Source organism: Arthrobacter cupressi (assembly GCF_900099975.1).
Taxonomy (GTDB): Bacteria; Actinomycetota; Actinomycetes; order Actinomycetales; family Micrococcaceae; genus Arthrobacter; species Arthrobacter cupressi.
On record NZ_FNEI01000002.1, the window covers coordinates 207,335 to 223,871 of the forward strand.

16 protein-coding genes are annotated in these 16,537 nt (G+C 66.1%); 7 read left to right on the forward strand and 9 right to left on the reverse strand.

Annotated features, from left to right (window positions below):
* Positions 1–2: 2 nt before the first annotated feature.
* Positions 3–2,297, reverse strand: a complete 2,295-nt coding sequence (locus tag BLP88_RS03340; protein WP_074587197.1) for a transglycosylase domain-containing protein — start codon at positions 2,295–2,297, stop codon at positions 3–5.
* Positions 2,298–2,334: 37 nt separating this feature from the next.
* On the opposite strand from BLP88_RS03340, the gene sp36 reads away from it, so the two are divergent.
* Genes sp36 through BLP88_RS03350 form a run of 3 tightly spaced genes read left to right on the forward strand, consistent with a single transcriptional unit; the run spans position 2,335 to position 3,975 of the window.
* Entirely contained in the window at positions 2,335–2,490 is a 156-nt protein-coding gene (gene sp36 / locus BLP88_RS18665; RefSeq protein ID WP_139146621.1) for a Sp36 family protein, read from the forward strand.
* A 2-nt stretch (positions 2,491–2,492) separates the two neighbouring features.
* Complete coding sequence (locus BLP88_RS03345) at positions 2,493–3,029, forward strand: RidA family protein (RefSeq protein WP_074586896.1); 537 nt, start codon at positions 2,493–2,495, stop codon at positions 3,027–3,029.
* Positions 3,030–3,063: 34 nt separating this feature from the next.
* Positions 3,064–3,975: an NUDIX hydrolase gene (locus BLP88_RS03350; RefSeq protein ID WP_074586898.1), complete on the forward strand. Its 912-nt coding sequence runs from the start codon at positions 3,064–3,066 to the stop codon at positions 3,973–3,975.
* Positions 3,976–4,413: 438 nt separating this feature from the next.
* On the opposite strand, the gene BLP88_RS03355 is transcribed toward BLP88_RS03350, so the two are convergent.
* A complete protein-coding gene (locus tag BLP88_RS03355; RefSeq protein WP_013602309.1) occupies positions 4,414–5,091 on the reverse strand; it encodes a Crp/Fnr family transcriptional regulator in 678 nt (225 codons plus the stop codon).
* Between the two features lie 226 nt (positions 5,092–5,317).
* Here BLP88_RS03355 and BLP88_RS03360 point away from each other — a divergent pair, with 226 nt between their 5' ends.
* Positions 5,318–6,502, forward strand: a complete 1,185-nt coding sequence (locus BLP88_RS03360; RefSeq protein WP_074586900.1) for a MarP family serine protease — start codon at positions 5,318–5,320, stop codon at positions 6,500–6,502.
* Between the two features lie 5 nt (positions 6,503–6,507).
* Here the strand turns inward: BLP88_RS03360 and BLP88_RS03365 are convergent, their stop codons facing one another.
* The 7 genes from BLP88_RS03365 to BLP88_RS03395 form a co-directional block, all read right to left on the reverse strand.
* The gene (locus BLP88_RS03365; RefSeq protein ID WP_074586901.1) at positions 6,508–7,053 is read right to left on the reverse strand and encodes an NUDIX hydrolase; all 546 of its coding nucleotides are present in this window, start codon (positions 7,051–7,053) and stop codon (positions 6,508–6,510) included.
* Positions 7,054–7,057: 4 nt separating this feature from the next.
* A complete protein-coding gene (gene aroQ, locus BLP88_RS03370; RefSeq protein WP_074586903.1) occupies positions 7,058–7,522 on the reverse strand; it encodes a type II 3-dehydroquinate dehydratase in 465 nt (154 codons plus the stop codon).
* Between the two features lie 169 nt (positions 7,523–7,691).
* On the reverse strand, positions 7,692–8,006 hold the full coding sequence (locus BLP88_RS03375) for an RNA-binding protein (protein ID WP_074586905.1): 315 nt from the start codon (positions 8,004–8,006) through the stop codon (positions 7,692–7,694).
* 139 nt (positions 8,007–8,145) lie between these two features.
* Positions 8,146–10,320: an alpha-galactosidase gene (locus tag BLP88_RS03380; RefSeq protein ID WP_074587199.1), complete on the reverse strand. Its 2,175-nt coding sequence runs from the start codon at positions 10,318–10,320 to the stop codon at positions 8,146–8,148.
* 110 nt (positions 10,321–10,430) lie between these two features.
* Positions 10,431–11,786: an ABC transporter substrate-binding protein gene (locus BLP88_RS03385; protein WP_074586906.1), complete on the reverse strand. Its 1,356-nt coding sequence runs from the start codon at positions 11,784–11,786 to the stop codon at positions 10,431–10,433.
* Positions 11,787–11,850: 64 nt separating this feature from the next.
* The gene (locus tag BLP88_RS03390; RefSeq protein ID WP_074586908.1) at positions 11,851–12,798 is read right to left on the reverse strand and encodes a carbohydrate ABC transporter permease; all 948 of its coding nucleotides are present in this window, start codon (positions 12,796–12,798) and stop codon (positions 11,851–11,853) included.
* Between the two features lie 9 nt (positions 12,799–12,807).
* A complete protein-coding gene (locus tag BLP88_RS03395) occupies positions 12,808–13,767 on the reverse strand; it encodes a carbohydrate ABC transporter permease (protein WP_074586912.1) in 960 nt (319 codons plus the stop codon).
* Between the two features lie 191 nt (positions 13,768–13,958).
* Between BLP88_RS03395 and BLP88_RS03400 the strand changes: the two genes are divergently transcribed.
* The 3 genes from BLP88_RS03400 to BLP88_RS03410 all read left to right on the forward strand — a co-directional run.
* Positions 13,959–15,191, forward strand: a complete 1,233-nt coding sequence (locus BLP88_RS03400) for a Gfo/Idh/MocA family protein (RefSeq protein WP_074586914.1) — start codon at positions 13,959–13,961, stop codon at positions 15,189–15,191.
* A 1-nt stretch (position 15,192) separates the two neighbouring features.
* Positions 15,193–16,227: a LacI family DNA-binding transcriptional regulator gene (locus BLP88_RS03405; protein WP_084110742.1), complete on the forward strand. Its 1,035-nt coding sequence runs from the start codon at positions 15,193–15,195 to the stop codon at positions 16,225–16,227.
* Between the two features lie 32 nt (positions 16,228–16,259).
* Positions 16,260–16,537 (forward strand): SDR family NAD(P)-dependent oxidoreductase (locus BLP88_RS03410; RefSeq protein ID WP_139163297.1); only part of this gene is annotated, 278 nt, incomplete at its 3' end.

Below are 16,537 nucleotides of genomic sequence, written 5' to 3' on the forward strand. Positions count from 1 at the left end.
GATTATTTGTCCTTCGGGTCGTTGCCCTTGTTGTCTGAGCCGGTATCGGAACCTGTGTCGGAGCCGTTGTCGTCGCTCTTGGAGTCGTCCTTTGTTTCCTTGGGTTTGGGAGCGGGTTCGACATACGCCAGGTTGGACGGCGGTTCCGGGAACGGATCCGTGCCGTAGCGCGGGGCCACCTGCAGCATGTAGTTGGCGAACTGCGGGCCGGCGATCATGTAGCCGTCGATGTTCGAGTAGAACTTGCCGTTGACGGTGATGTTCCGGCCGTACCGCCCCTGGTCACCCAGCGGATCGCCGAACCACGTGGCGGTGGCCAGGCCGGTGGTGTAGCCGACCACCCACGTGGAACCGTTGGAGTTGTTGGTACCGGTCTTGGCGGCCACCGGGAAGTTGGTGCTCGTGGAGATGCGCGGCTGGATCCAGAAGCCCGAGCCCTTGTTCAGGACCTCCTGCAGGCCCTTGCTGACACCGTGCGCGACTTCCGGGGAGACGGCGTCGCGGCAGTTGCTGGACTGCGCCGGCAGCTTGTTGCCCGACGAATCGGTCACGGACTCGATGGCAATCGGTTCGCAATACCGGCCGTCGTTCGCGAAGGTGGCGAAGGCGCTGGCCATGGTCAGCGGCGCGGTCTGCCGGGAGCCCAGCAGGTTGGCCAGGGTGGTCATCGGGATCTGCGGGTTGGGGTCGGTGACTTTGCCGTCCCCGTCGCGGGCCGGCAGGCCTTCGTGGATGCCCACGGCGTCCACGATCTTCTGGATGCCGCAGAGGTCAAGCTGGGCCGCGGACGCGAAGGTGGCGGTGTTGATCGAGTTGGCCAGGCCGTACAGCACGCTCATCGGGCGGTAGTAGCCCTCTTCGGCGTTCTGCAGGTCGTTGCTGCCGTCGACGTTGCTGTCGTACCAGCCGGTGGTCGGCGTGGAGCAGGTGTTCCGCCAGGGGAAGTCGATGGGGTACTTGCGGACCGCGGCGTTGATGGTGGTGTTCATCGATTTGCCCTCGTTGAGCCATTCCGCGAACGTGAAGGGCTTCATCGTGGAACCGGTCTGGAACCCGCCCAGGCCGTTAAGGTCGTTGCCCTTGGCGTCCAGCACGTCCACGTTGAAATTCTGCTCGGCTTGGAACTTGCCCGGTGCGGGCAGCCACACCGTGTTCTGCGCCATCGAGATGATCTTGCCGGTCTTCGGTTGCACGGAGACGAGGGCGGCACCCCACTTGTCCGGGTTCGCGCCGGCGGAGGCGTTGACCTGCTCCTGGGCCACCGCCTGGGCCTTCGGGTCCAGGGTGGTCTTGATGGTGAGGCCGCCGCGCATCACCCGGTTGGTGCGCTCGTCAGGCGTGGCACCGTAGGCCGGGTTGTTCAGCAGCAGGTGCAGCACGTAGTCGCAGAAGTACGGTGCCGAGGTGGCGTAGGCACAACCCTGGCGGGCGGGGGTCACCTTGGTCTTGACCGGGGTGGCCACGGCCTTGTCGTACTCGGCCTTCTTGATCTTGCCCTGGTTCAGCATGAGCTGCAGGACGAGGTCGCGGCGGGCCTTGGCGTGGTCCGGGTTGGTGATGGGGTCGTAGTAGGACGGGCTGTTCACGACGCCGGCCAGGAGGGCGGCCTGGGGAAGGGTGAGGTTCTTGGCCGTGGTGCTGAAGAAGAACCGGGAGGCAGCTTCGATGCCGTAGGCGTCCCGATTGAAGAAGACGATGTTGAGGTAGCCCTCGAGGATCTGCTCCTTGGAGAACTTCTTCTCCAGGGCGATCGCGAGCTTCATTTCACGGAGCTTGTCCCCGACGCCCTTGTTAACACCGTTGAGCTTGACGTCGCCTTCCTTGCCCTGGGAGACAAGGGATTCATTGATGACGTTGTTCACGTACTGCTGCGTAATGGTGGAAGCGCCCTGCTTCTGGCCACGGGCGGTGCTGACCACGGCGCGCAGGATGCCGGTGGTGTCGATGCCGCCGTGCTCATAGAAACGGCTGTCTTCCACCGCGACCACTGCGTCCTTGATATAGGGACTCATCTGGTCCAGCGGCACCCGGGTGCGGTTCTCCTTGTAGATCGACGCGATCTTGGAGCCGTCGCTGGCCAGGATGGTGGTGGACTGGCTGGGCGGGTTCACCTGGAGCTCCGCCGGCAGCGTGTCGAAGAACTGGATCGAGCCGCTGGCCGTGCTGCCCGAAAGGGCGGCCGCGGGGACCAGCAGGCCTGCCACCAGGACACCGCAAACGGCACTCACGCCGAGGAATGCGATGATCTTTCCCAGGGTGGTGGCAGTATCGAATATGGGGTTCTTGCGAGTCACCATGTTTTCCACTTTACCGGCAAGGGCTACGCTTTCTCTCATGACCAAATGGGAGTACGCGACGATTCCGCTCATTATTCACGCCACGAAACAGATCCTCGACACCTGGGGTGAGGACGGTTGGGAACTCGTCCAGGTAGTCCCCGGTCCCGATGGAAACGGCCTGGTGGCCTACCTTAAGAGGGAGAAGCAGTAACTATGACGAGCCCCGCAGAAACCACGTCTGGCGCGGAAACACCGGCACCGGCATCTGCCGTCGAACAGCGCCTGGCAGAGCTTGGACTCGCCCTTCCGGAAGTGGCGGCGCCCGTGGCCGCCTACGTTCCGGCAGTCGTCTCCGGCAACTACGTGTACACCTCCGGCCAGCTGCCGTTTGTTAATGGCAAACTCCCAGCTACGGGGAAGGTCTCCACCGGCGAGGAAGGACAGTCCGAGGAAGCCACGGTTGCTCCGGAAGACGCGAAGGTCTACGCCGAAGTGTGTGCCATCAACGCCCTGGCCGCGGTCAAGAGTGTCATCGGCGACCTCGACCGCATCACCCGGATCGTCAAGGTGGTCGGCTTCGTTTCCTCCGACCCGTCCTTCACCGGTCAGCCGGGCGTCATCAACGGCGCCTCCGAACTTCTCGGAAAGGTCTTCGGCGACGCCGGCATCCACGCACGCTCCGCCGTCGGCGTTGCGGTCCTGCCGCTCGACTCTCCCGTAGAAGTCGAACTGATCGCCGAATTCAGCTGATCGCAGAAGCCAAGCAAGGAACCGGTCACAGCAATTGCCTCAGCTAGCCCGACGCCTGTTCGTGTTGCCCCCTGAACTTGAGGGGGCAGCACGTAACTGGCTCCAGCTCGGCGAACGGAGTCCCCGCGCCGCGCGATACGCATCATCAGTGGTCCTGCTCCGTGACGCCCCCGGCGGCCTGGAGACCTGGATGGGGTACCGTCCGGGGACTTCCCCGCTGGGCGTGGTTTCCTTTCCGGGCGGTTCGCTGGAAAGCAGCGACGACGACCCCGTCGGCTGGCTGGGCCCTTCGCCCCAGCAATGGGCCGAGGCGCTCGGAACCACCGACGTCGGGCTGACCCGCCGCCACGTGGTGGGAGCCATCCGCGAACTGTTCGAAGAAACCGGCGTCCTCCTTGCCGGCCCGGACCTGTCCTCCACCGTCGAAGCAACCTCCACCCCGGAATGGATGAAGGCCCGCGTGGCCGTCGCCAACCAGGACAAGTCCTTCACCGACGTCCTGGCCAAGCGTGGCCTCTCCCTGCGCACCGACCTGCTCAAGCCGCTGGTCAACTGGCTCAGCCCGGACTTCGCCCACTTCCGCTTCAATACCCGCTACTTCGCAGCCACCGTCCCCGTGGGCCAAAGCCCGTCCCTCCTGGAAAGCAAGGGAATCTGGGGACGCTGGGTCCGCGCCTTCGAGCTCGTGGCCGAACGCGACACCACTGCCCTCGGCGACGAGATCGGCCAGGAAAACACCGTAGGACTCACCCTCGGCCAGCTCGTGGTCCCGGGCACGGAAATCATGCTCGAAAAGATGGCCGCCGCCCAGGGCTGCATCGCCTACCTCAGCTACAAGCGCAAGCACCACGTCTACCAGCCCCGCCTGGTCGAGGAAAACGGTGTGCTGATGCTCGAAGTCGAAGCCGCCCGCGCGGTCGCAGGGGAGCCGCAGCGGGAGCGCTGAGTTTTCGCTCCAGTCACACTTGGTGTGGTCGCCTGAGACGCAGACAACGGCCCTCCGCCGTCGCTTAGACACGACACATAGGGAGCGCGCCGGTCGCTGAGCGACCTCTGCCCTCCGATGTGCCGCGATGCGCTCCTCTGCGGAGACCCGCAGTCTGCTTGCCGGACGTCTAGTTGCGCTTCACGCAACCAGGCACCCCGGTGAGCTTCATGGCGGACGGCGGTCCTTCCGAAAGGAGCGCATCGCGGTCGATCGCGTCGTGTAGGTCGCCCAGCGACCGAAGCGTCGCCTATCGGCCGTGTCTAAGCGACGCGGAAGGGCCGTCTCCGCCACCCAAGGCGACCACAACGAAGGCGACCACAACGAACGTGACCACAGAAGGCGAGCACAAGAAAGGCCGGTTCCGAGGCATCGGAACCGGCCTTCTCGTTATGAGGCTTAGCGGGAGCGCTGGCGCAGGCGCTGCATGTCCAGGATGACCACCGCGCGGGCCTCCAGGCGGAGCCAGCCGCGCTGGACGAACTCGGCGAGGGCCTTGTTCACCGTTTCGCGGGATGCGCCGACCAACTGGGCCAGTTCTTCCTGGGTGAGCTCGTGGGCTACGAGGACGCCGTCGGTGGCGGGGCGGCCGAAGCGGTCTGCCAGGTCCAGCAGGGCCTTGGCAACGCGGCCGGGAACGTCCGAGAAGACGAGGTCGGACAAGGAGTCGTTGGTGCGGCGCAGGCGGCGGGCCAGGGCCTGCAGGAGCTGGGCAGAGACCTCGGGGCGGGTGCGCAGCAGGGTGTTGAGGCTTTCGTTCTTCAGGCCGGCCAGTCGGGTTTCCGAAACGGCGGTGGCCGTGGCAGTGCGCGGGCTGGGATCGAAGAGAGCCATTTCGCCGAAGAGTTCGCCCGGGCCGAGGATGGCGAGCAAGGACTCGCGGCCGTCGGGGGAGGTGCGGCCAAGCTTCACCTTGCCGGACACGATGAAGTAGAGCTGGTCACCCTGGTCGCCTTCGCGGAACACGGAAGCCCCGCGGGAAAGGTCCACTTCGGTCAGCTCGTCCGTGAGCAGCCGGAAGGCGTCGTCGTCAAGGGTCGCGAAGAGGGGTGCGCGGCGCAGTACCTCGATGTCCATGAATTCTCCTGAGTAAAAGTTCGGCAATGGCGCTTCAGTCATTGTTCCAGAATTTTTCGGGCTCTGTGACGTACTTGGCAGCCGAAACGCCCGAAATTCAGCGGATTTGAACCAAATCAGCCCGCTTGGTGAGGGAGGCCACGGGCTGCCGCGGGGTCCGGACTCACGGCTGGGTGTCAGGGTGCCCACTTACAATTGGGGCTTACCCCGGCTGTGAGGAGCATTGGTGTTCGGCTTGACCATCCTGGATCTGGCGTTGATTCTGACGCTCCTGTCCTACCTGATCTATGGCCTGCGCAATGGTTTCCTGGTCACATTGGGCGGCGTGGCCGGCTTTGCCGCCGGGGCGATGGCCGCCGTCGTCGCGGTTCCCCTAGTGGGCGAGTGGGTGCCGGACAGCGGCTGGCGGCTGACCGCCATCGTCGCCACCGCCCTCGTGCTGATCGTGCTGGGGCACGGCCTGGGCACCTGGGTGGGGCACAAGATCCGCCAGGCGGTGCGGGTCAAGCCGCTGCACGCCCTGGACCGGCTGCTGGGCGGGTTCGCCAGCGTGGCCGTGGCGGCGCTGGTGATGTCCATGCTTTCGGTGAGCATCGCGGCGCTCGGTGTGCCGTTCGTCTCGCAGCAGCTGGCCGAGTCCAAGGTGATCCGTTCCATCGACGCGCTGACCCCCAACCCGGTCAAGTCCGCCGTCGCGCAGTTGCGTTCGGCGATGATGGGGAACGGGATACCCAAAATCATTGAGGGGATCGGTCCGGTGGCTCCGGTCCCGGTGCCGGACGCCAGTACCGACACCCCTGCCCTGAACAACGCCGCCCGCTCGGTACTGAAGATCGCCGGCACCGCCTACCAGTGCGGCCAGAACCAAACCGGCACCGGATTCGTGGTGTCGCCCGGGCGCGTCGTGACCAACGCCCACGTGGTGGCTGGCGTGCCGCAGCCTGTGGTGGAAACGCCCGACGGCGGTGCGATGCCGGGCCGTGTGGTGTATTTCGACAGCAAGCGGGACCTCGCCGTCGTCGCGGTTGAGGGTCTGCCCACCGCGCCGCTGCAGCTGGGGCCGGACCTGCCCGCCGGCTCGTCCGCGGCCTTTGCCGGGTACCCGCACGGCGGGCCGTTCCAGTCCAAGCCTGCGGCGGTCCAGGGCGTGTCCACCCTGCTGGTGCCGGACATTTACGGAAACAACCCCGCACCCGAAGAGGTCTACAAGCTCGCCGGCGATGTGCAGCCGGGCAACTCGGGCGGACCGCTGCTGTCCCAGCAGGGGCGGGTGGCCGGCGTCATTTTCGCCAAGACCACCTCGGACGTAGCGGTCGGCTATGCCCTGACCATGGAGGACCTCGCTCCGGTGGCGGCCCGGGCGCCGTCGCTGAGCGCGGCGGTATCGCCCGGGCAGTGCACGCGGAAGTAGCCCCGTTAGGCCAGCCGCGCCAGCACGCCGTCCAGGCGTCGCCGGAACTCGGGTGCCAGGACGTCCGGCAGGGCGGCCAAGGGGAACCAGCGGACGGCCTCGGATTCCTCGCTGACCGTGGGCTCCGGCGTTCCCTCCGTGAAAACCGCGACGCCGATGTCCAGGTGCGAACGGCAGTGGCCGAACGCCCCGGGCAGGGCATGGCGGTCGAGGTCGACCACCCGGGCGTCCGCCAGGAACTCCCGCGGAAGCCCGGTTTCCTCGATGGTTTCGCGGAGCGCGGCTTCCGTGACGGCGGTGTCCCCGTCTTCCAAATGTCCCCCCGGCTGGACCCAGAACCTGGCCTTGCCGTGGAAGACCAGGAGGATGTTTTCTAGGGCTGCGTCGAAGACGAAGGCGCTTGCGGTCAGATGCGAGGGCAATGGATGGCGGCTGAGGATGTCGGCGCCGCGTGCCAGGGCCGCGAGAAAATCGTGTTTCCCGGCCGCCTCCCGCGTGCTGAGTGGTTCCCAGGAAACAATGGCGTCTTCGGCGGACACAAGCAGGCTCATGCGGCTAGGAAACCGCGCCGGCCAGGAAATCGATGGCCAGCTTGTAGCCCTGCACGCCTGCGCCCACAATCACCGCGGTGCACACGGGGGACAGGTAGGAGTGGTGCCGGAATTCCTCGCGCTTGTGCACATTGGTGATGTGGACCTCGACGGCCGGGAGTTCGACCGCAGCCAGTGCGTCACGCAGTGCCACCGACGTGTGCGTGTAGGCGCCGGCGTTGATGACGATTCCGGCGGCAGTGCCGCGGGCTGCGTGGATGGCGTCCAGGAGATCGCCTTCGTGGTTGGACTGGACGCAATCCACGGTGAAACCGTGCGCGGCGGCGGCGTCCATGGCGATCTGTTCGACGTCGGCCAGCGTGGAGGTGCCGTACTTTTCAGGCTCGCGCGTCCCCAGCAGGTTCAGGTTGGGACCATTCAGGACAAGGATGGTGCGGCCGGCAGCGGTGGCGGATGTAGCGTCAGTCATGCCTGCAATCTATCGCGTCGAAGGGTCCAGCCAAGGAGCGGGGCCCCAGGGTTACGTTCTGGTGGTGGGTTTGGGGCTGGGGCTGACCCGGGCTTCGGCCGCGCGGGGGAGGGCGGCAGGTGGGATTGAGCGGCGGTACACGATCATGGGCATTGCTACCGATGCCTGATCAGGACCTCTCCCAGTGGATGCGGATGGCTTCGGCAATCGCCCCGGTGGCCACATCCACCTTGAAAGCCACCGGCGCCTTGCCGGTCTCCTCGACCGCGGCGTCGCTGTAGACCCGCCCGCACGACGGGCAGAGGGTGTAGAGATCCTCATCGGTAGGCCAGGGTGCCAGGCCTGGGGGAACGTCGTCGCCTGCGTAAATCGGGATGCCCCGCGAGTTCGCCTGGATCAGGCCTTCCTTGCTGACGGTGTTTCCGCAGACGCAGGTAATGGTCGTGACATCGTGGCCCTCGACGGCGGCGTATTCAGTGTCCATGGCAGCCTCCAAATGGCGAAGGACTACTTAAGACACAGGGTACGCCTTGCAGGGCATGGCGAGGATGTTGTGAGGCCCGCTCCACGCGCTTTGCACGTCGCAACGAACGTAGAACGGGCCTCACAACGCGGCGAAAAAGCTAGACCGCGGTGACTTTCAGCAGCAGGGCGTGCTCAGGACGCAGCACGGGCAGCGGCAGGCCAACTTCGGCGAGGAAGCGGCCGCTGGCGGTCAGGCCGCCGTCGAGCCATCCGGGAGGGGCGATCTGTACGTAAGGGCTTTCGCCGACGTCCTCCGCGGTGGGCATGATCGCCTCCACCCGGTACGTCCGTTCCGGGTCTAGGCCCGGCACGCCAACCCGGCCGGGCATCTCGGACGCCAGCGAGGCCATGACGACGGCGGCGAACAGGGCCTCGGAGCGGTCCTGCGCCACCACGCCGTGCAGGCGCAGGTTCGGCTCGCCGAGGTCGGCGTTGACGCGCACTCCGGAGTGGAGGAGACCGCGGTGCTGTTTGTAGACGCCGATCGTCCGGCGGAGCACGGCCCGTTCATGGTCCGTGGCCTGGCGGATGTCCCACTCCATGCCGAAGTGGCCGAACAGCGCGGTGATGGCCCGGAAGGTGATGCTGTGCGTGCGGCCGGTGGTGTGCGAATGCGTGGGCCCGACGTGGGCGCCCACCAGTTCCGGCGGGAGGACGGCCTGGGTCCAGCGCTGGATGGTCTGGCGTTCCAGGGCGTCGTTGCAGTCCGAGGCCCACACACGGTCCGTCCGCTGCAGGATGCCCAGGTCCACGCGGGCGCCGCCGGAGGAGCACGACTCGATCTCCACCTGCGGGTGCGCAGCCTTCAACGCGTCGAACAGCCGGTAGGCGGCGAGGGTCTGTTCGTGCACCGAGGGCCGGCCATGGTGGCCGTGCTCGGTGAGGTCCCGGTTCTGGTCCCACTTGAGGTAGGCGATGTTGTTTTCGCGCAGCAGGGCATCGATGCGGTCGTAGATGTACTGCCAGGCCTGAGGGTTGGCGAGGTCGATGATGTGCTGGTTCCGCCACTCCAGCGGCAGCCGGCCGCCGTCCTTGTGCGAGGCCGCGGCCGGGCCGACAATCCAGTCCGGGTGCGCGCGGGCGACGTCGGTATCCAGGTTCACCATCTCCGGCTCCACCCACAGGCCGAACTCCATGCCGCGGGAGGTGACGGCATCGATCAGCGGTGTCAGGCCTTCGGGCCAGACCGCCTCATCCACATACCAGTCGCCCAGCCCGGCGTGGTCGTCGCGGCGCCCGCGGAACCAGCCGTCGTCGAGCACGAAACGCTCCACGCCCAGCTCCGCGGCGGACTCGGCCAGCTCGATGAGCGGCTCGATCCTGTGGTCGAAGTAGACGGCCTCCCAGGTGTTCAGGACCACCGGGCGGGCCTTGCCCGAACCGCCCGCGGAATCCTGGGTGCGCACGTGCTGCGGGCGGGCCCGGAACCAGTCGTAGAAGCGCTCCGTGACGCCGTCCAGGCCGTGCTCCGAGTACGCCGCGTACAACACCGGAGTGGTGTACGCGGCACCGGGCGCGAGCACAATTTCGCCGGAGCCAAGCAGTTCGGCGGCGCCGAGCATGCGGCGGCCTTCGCCCAGGGTGTCGAGGTACTGTTCGTGGTTTCCGGACCAGCCGAAATGCACGGCCCAGACCCGGCCGGAACGGTTGGCGAAACCGGCCGTGCCGGCGGCCACCAGCAGGGAGGAGTCGTGCCCGGTGCGGCCGTGCCGGCCCGAACGCACCCAAGTGCCTTGGGTGATCGGGTGGCGCTGCGGGTGGTTTTCGCGGCACCAGCGGCCGGTGAGGTCGAGGAGTTCGACGGCGTCGCCCGGCACCGGGAGCACCAGGCCGAGTTCCTCGAGCTGGTAAGGGGTGGCGCCCGTGTTGGTCAGGGTGTGGCTGAGTTCCAGCAGGCCGCCGGGGTTCAGGCGGACGGTGGTGCGGACTTCGATGCCCGCGTCCGGGTCCGTTTGGAGCACGACGGCGGTGTTCCCGCCGTCGGAATCTGCGGACACCACCCGCAGGGCGGGGGAAAAGCCGAAACCAGGCGTGCCGGCTTCCGAACGGTGCCCGCGCAGGCCGGGGCGGCCGAGCCAGCCCGAGGAGGCCTGGGGGAGCAGGCCGCCGATGACGGGGGTGTCGAGGGCCGAGTGCGGCACCGGCGCGGCGAGGAGTTTCAGGTCCGGCAGGGCTTCGCCAAGATCGGCGCCCCAATGGACTATCTGGGCCTCACCGGTGTGGAAGGCCAGCAGCAGGCTCGTACCGGAGGAGCGCAGGTGCAGGGGGTGCAGGTCCAGGGGGTCCATGGGTGGTGTCTCTTTCAGGTGGTGCGTTGAGTGTACGGGAAGGGCAGGCGGGATTGGTGCCTGGGGGCCCGGCCGTACCCGGGCCCCCAGGGGTCTTACTTGGCGAAGAGGGCGTTTACCTGCTCGTTGGCCGCGGTCAGCGAGCTGGCGGGGGTCTTGCCGGCCACCACGCCGTCCATGGCGGGCTTCATGATGCCGGATACCTTGGCTGCGTTGTCGGTGATCGGCAGCATGAAGGTGGTCTTGTCCTTCACATGCTGGGTGAAGGCATTGACGTCCACGCCCTTGGCCTTGAACGCGGCTGCGGCTTTGTCTGTGGAACCCTTGATGGCGGGGAAGACGACGGCCTTTGCGGCCACGACGTCCTGGCAGGCGGCGGAGCCGAGGTACTCAACCCACTTGATGGCGGCGTCCTTCTTCTTGGTGCCTGCCCAGATGGAGTCGGCCAGGCCGTTGAACATGGAGGCGCGCTTGCCGTCGGGGCCGGCCGGGGTCGGGGCGATTCCGACGTTGATGCCCTTGTAGCCCGTGTACTGGCCGATCATCCAGGAACCGGAGGAGTTGATGGCGGCCTTGCCGGCGCCGAAGTTGTCAGCGGCGTTGGCGCCAACCGTGGTTTCCAGCTTGGGCATGTAGCCCTTTTCGGCCAGGGAGGCCCACCACGCGATGGTGTCCTGGAGCCGCTTGTCGTCGTAGTTGTAGTGGGTGCCCCACGGGTTCTTGTCCGTGGTGGTCCAGCCGGTGGTGGCGGCCAGGAAGCTCCACTGGGTCTGCCCGGCGTTCTCGCCGCCAGAGGATTCCAGGCCCAGACCGTAGATGGCCACGTTGTTCTTGTCGAAGCCGGGCTCGTCGCCGCGCTTGCCGCTCTTGTCCACGGTGAGGCGGGCGATCGCCTTCTCGTACGTGCCGCCGTCCTGCGGGTTCCAGCTCAGGGATCCCATCTGCTCCGCGGTGAGCCCGGCGTCGGCTGCCATCTTCTTGTTGTAGAACAGCGCGATAGTGTCCCAGTCCTTGGGCAGGCCGTAGCGCTTGCCGTCCTGGCCAACCCACAGGTCGGCGAGGCCTTCGTTGTACTGGCCGAGGTCAACCTTGTCATTGGCGACGGCGTCATCAAGGGCCACCAGCTGCTTGGTCTTGATGAAGTCCGGGTACTTGGCCAGGTGGTTGGTGAAAACGTCCGGGGCGGTCCCCGAAGCCATGCCGTTGGTGATCTTGCCCCAGTAGTCGTCCCAACCGGTCTGGGTGATCTTCACCTTGATGTCCGGGTTGGCTTTCTGGAAGTCCGTGGCGCACTGCTGGTACGCCGGGAGCTGGTTGGCGTCCCAGAGCCAGTAGCTGATCTCGCCCTTGGCGGATTCCGCGCCTCCGCTGGCGCCGCCTCCGCAGGCGGTGAGGGCCAGGGCAGCAGCAGCGGCGACCGCGACGGCGCCGATTGCCTTCTTGTTCATCATGGTGGGTCCTTTCGGGGACGGCTTTGAGCCGGGTGGTGATGTTGTTGCGGGGAGGGAGGGAAAGCTATTTGGTGCCGTTGAAGCCGATGGAGTTGACGATCTTCTTGCCGAAGATGGCGAAGAGGATCAGCACCGGGGTGGCCGACACGAGGGTGGCGGCCATGAGGCCGGACCAGTCGGGGGCGCCCTGCGGCGCCTGGGACTTGAAGACGCCCAAGCCCACCGTGAGCACCCGGGTTTCCTCGGTGGTGCCCACCAACAGCGGCCAGAAGTATTCGTTCCACTGGCCCATGAAGGTCAGCAGGGCGAGGGTGGCGATGGGGGCGGCGGCGTTCGGCATGACGATCTGGAAAAAGATCCGCCAGTGCTTGGCGCCGTCGAGCATGGCCGCCTCTTCCACTTCACGGGACATGTTCAGGAAGAACTGGCGCATGAAGAAGATGGCAAACGGTGTCATGAACAGGTAGGGCAGCACCATGCCGAGCATGGAGTTGAGCAGGCCCAGGTTCTTCACGAGCAGGAAGTTCGGCAGTGCGGTGAAGATCGGCGGGACCAGCATGGTGCCCAGGAAGAGGGAGAAGACGCCGTCGCGGCCCTTCCAGCGAAGCCGGGCGAAGGCATAGGCGGCCATCGAGCTGAAGAAGACGGCGCCGGCGGTGGTGATGCTGGAAAACAGCAGCGAATTCCAGAGGTACTGCCAGAAGTTGATGGACGCACCGGACCCGCCCTCGGCGATGGCTTCTTCAGCGGTCTGGAGGCCGAAGACGCGTTTAAAGGCACCGAGGTTGAAATCGGCCGGCAGCAGGCTTGTGGAGTTCGCGGCGAGGGAACCGTTGGTGGACAGTGCCGTGCGGAGGACCCAGTAGAAGGGCAGGATGCTGACGGCGATGGCCACGCCGAGCAGGACCCAGGCGATGGCGCGGCGCCAGTTGAAGGGACGGTTCCCTGTGGAACGGTTCCCGGTGAATGGACGACGGCGGTTGTCGGCCGGGCGGGTGGCTGTGGTGGTCATGGGGTGTCCTTAGTCCAGGTCCGACTGGTTGCCGCGGAGGAACTTCATCTGGATGAAGGCCACGAGGGCGAGGATGACGAAGAGGATGACGGCCAGGGCCGAGCCGTAGCCGAAGTCCTGTTCGTTGAAGGCACGCTGGTAGATGTAGAACTGCAGCACGCGGGTGGCGTTGACGGGACCGCCGGCGGTGGTGACGGCCACGGTGTCGAAGACCTGGAAGGAACCGATCACGGTGACCACCAGGACCAGCACGAGGACCGGGCGGAGCAGCGGCAGCGTGATCCGCCAGAACGTGCTGACGGCCCTGGAGCCGTCGATGCTGGCGGCCTCGTAGACGCTGTTGGGAATGGCCTGCAGGCCGGCGAAGATCAGCAGGGCGGTGTAGCCCATGTGGCGCCAGGTGTTGATCAGTGCCTGGGTGGGGATGGCCCATTGTTCGCTGCCGAAGAAGGCCACGCGGGGCAGGCCCACCCATTCGATGAGCTGGTTGACGATGCCGATCTGGTAGTCCAGCATCCAGAACCAGAGCAGGGCGGCGATCACGTTGGCCATCAGGTACGGCATGAGCAGAGCCCCGCGGACGAGCGTGGACTTCGCCACCCGGTGCATCAGGAGCGCAATGCCCAGGGCCAGGGCCGTCTGGAGGGCGATGTTGATGATGACGTACTGGGTGGTGACCCCGAGGGCGTTCCAGAACAGCGGGTCCTTGGCGATGCGTTCGTAGTTCCGGGTGCCGATCCATTCGGGGTCGCCGAGGATGCTGTATTCGGTGAAGCTCAGGTAGATCCCGCGGATGCTGGGGACCAGGTAGAAGAGCACGAAGCCGAGCATGGCCGGCGCGATGAAGAAGAGTGCGATCTTGAGGTCGCCCGTGCCCCGGAACTCCGCGGCGGTCTTTCCCCGTTTTCGCGGTTTCTGCGGCCCGCCGGCCGCGAGGCCAGGGCCCGGTTGTTTGGTGAGCGTGGTCATCTTCGACCTTTCCAGGTGTGACGTGACTAACAACTGCAGCGAATCTACACGAGTAGATTTTGGTGGGTCAAGAGGTTTTGTGAAATTTTGTGAGAATTTCTTTTATTTCTTTCGTTTTTGTTGACTCGAGTAGATGCCGCTGGGAGACTCGGATCGTCCAGTCCCGTATAGGCCCAAGGAGGAGCCGAACAATGACGTTTTCACTCGGCGTGGTAGGTGCCGGCCAGTTTTCCGGCCAGTTCACCAAGCTGTTCAATGCCCACCCCCGCATCTCGGAGGTGTATGTCACTGACGTGCTGCCGGAGCGGGCATCTGCGCTGGTGGAACGGCAGCACCTTGCCGGCACCTTCGCCAGCTTCGAGGAACTGCTGGCCAGTGACGTGGACGCCGTTGCCATCTTCACCCAGCGCTGGACGCACGGACCCCTGGTGGTCCAGGCACTCCGCGCCGGGAAGCACGTCTACTCCGCCGTGCCGATGGCCATCAGCGAGGAGGAGATCGCGGCGATCATCGAGGCCGTCCGCGAGACCGGGCTGACCTACATGATGGGGGAGACCAGCTACTACAACCCCGCCACCATCTACGCGCGGCGGCAGAAGGACGCCGGCGCCTTCGGCCGCATCTTCTATGCCGAGGGCGACTACGTCCACGACATGGACCTCGGCTTCTACGCCGCCTACCAGTACAGCGGCGGCGAGGAATGGAAGAAGACCGCCAGCTACCCGCCCATGCTCTATCCGACGCACTCGATCGGCGGCGTGCTCGGCGGAATCGGCGGGCACCTCACCAGCGTGAGCTGCATCGGCGTCCGGGACGACCGAGGGGACGGCGTCTTCGACAAGGACATCAGCATGTTCGGTAACGATTTCTCCAACGCCACCGCCCTCTTCGAACTCGACGGCGGCGGCAGCGTCCGCATCAACGAGTTCCGCCGGGTGGGTTTCCCGTGCCACATCAGGGAAAGTCGCTTCCGCTACTTCGGCACCGAGGGCAGCTTCGAACAGCTCGTGGAAGCCACCGTCTGGCAGGACAAGGAAGGCTTCGTGGACGTCAGCGAGCAGATCAAGACCCTCCCCGGTATCCCGCTCGACGATCCGTCCCTGGCGGACGTGGACCCTGCCCTGCGGGACGCCTTCGTCTCGGGCCTGGCGCCGGTCCATGACGCCTCCAGGCTGCCGGAAGAGCTGCGCGCCCTGCCCAGCGGGCACGAAGGCAGCCACAGCTTCCTGGTGGACGACTTCGCGAACGCCGTGGACACCGGAACCCTGCCGCCGGTCAATGCCTGGGTAGCCGCCCGCTACACCTTGCCCGGAATCGTGGCCCATCAGTCGGCCCTGCGCGGCGGCGAACGCCTGGCCATCCGGGACTTCGGCGACGCCCCCGCCAGCCTCGCGGCACCGCGGGCGGAAACAGTCCGCAACTAAGATGTTGGCTATGCCGGACCTCTCCGCTTCCGCCCGTCCCGTCGTCACGCGCAAGGACGTCGCCCGCCTCGCGGGCGTCAGCACCGCCGTCGTGAGCTACGTGGTCAACGGCGGGCCCAAGAACGTGGCTCCGGCCACGCAGGAGAAGGTCCGGCAGGCCATCACGGCGCTCGGTTACCGGCCCAACGTCACTGCCCGGGCGCTGAAGATGGGGTCATCGCGCATCCTGGGCATGGTGGTGCCGAAGATCAGCAGCCCCTTTTTCGCGAGCCTGGCCCAGGCCGTAGAACAGGCCGCGGAGCAGGAGGGCTATGCCATGCTGCTCGGTGACTCCCGTGACTCCCTCACGGTGGAACGTCGCCACCTCAGCAATTTCGCGGACAGGCAGGTGGACGGAGTGTTTCTCTGCTCCGTCGTGAACCACCGCCCGGAGGTCAGCGAACTCGATGGCCGGGGCATCAGGACGGTCCTGCTCAACTTTTCCGAGTACCCCCTGGAGGTCGATGCGATCGGCCCCGAATTCGTGGGCAGTTCCCGGCGGGCCGTGGAACACCTGGCCAGCCATGGCCACCGTGACATTGCCCTGGTCCAAGGCTTCGTCACGGGCAACACCCTTGACGGCCGTGAATTCGGTTGGCGTGAGGCGCTCAAGGGCATGGGCGCGTCCGAGGGGCGGATCTTCCGCTGTTCCTTCGACAGGGCCGGCGGGTATGACGCCGGCCGGAGGTTTCTTGCGCTGACGGAGCGGCCGACAGCGGTCTTCATCACGTCCGATGAACAGGCTGTTGGCTTCCTGCGGGCGCTGCATGAAGCCGGCCTGCGGGTTCCGGAGGATGTTGCCGTTATGTCTTTCGACGGCTCGGAAGAATCCGAATTCTCCTGGCCTCCGTTGAGTACGGTGCGGCAGCCGGTCCAACAGATGGCCGAAGCCGGAGTCCGGGCCATCATCGGCACCGGGCGGGACGAGCCTCCGCGCACTCAGGTGTTCGACTGCGAGCTGGTCCTGCGCCGCTCCTGCGGCTGTGACGAACCATAAGTTTTGAATCCCAACTCCCCTCGAAGGAACCCATGAGAATTCTTGTTACCGGTGGCACGGGCTATATCGGTTCGCATACGGTGCTGTCCCTGCTGGAGTCCGGCCACGAGGTCATCGTGGTGGACAATCTGGCCAATTCGTCCGAGGAGTCCTTGCGCCGGGTCGCGGAACTGGCCGGCCGTCCGGCGGTGTTCGTGCAGGCGGACCTGCTGGACGAACCGGCCCTGGAAGAGGTGTTCAGCGCCCACCCGGTGGACGCGGTGATCCATTTCGCCGGGCTCAAGGCCGTGGGCGAGTCGGTGCAGGAACC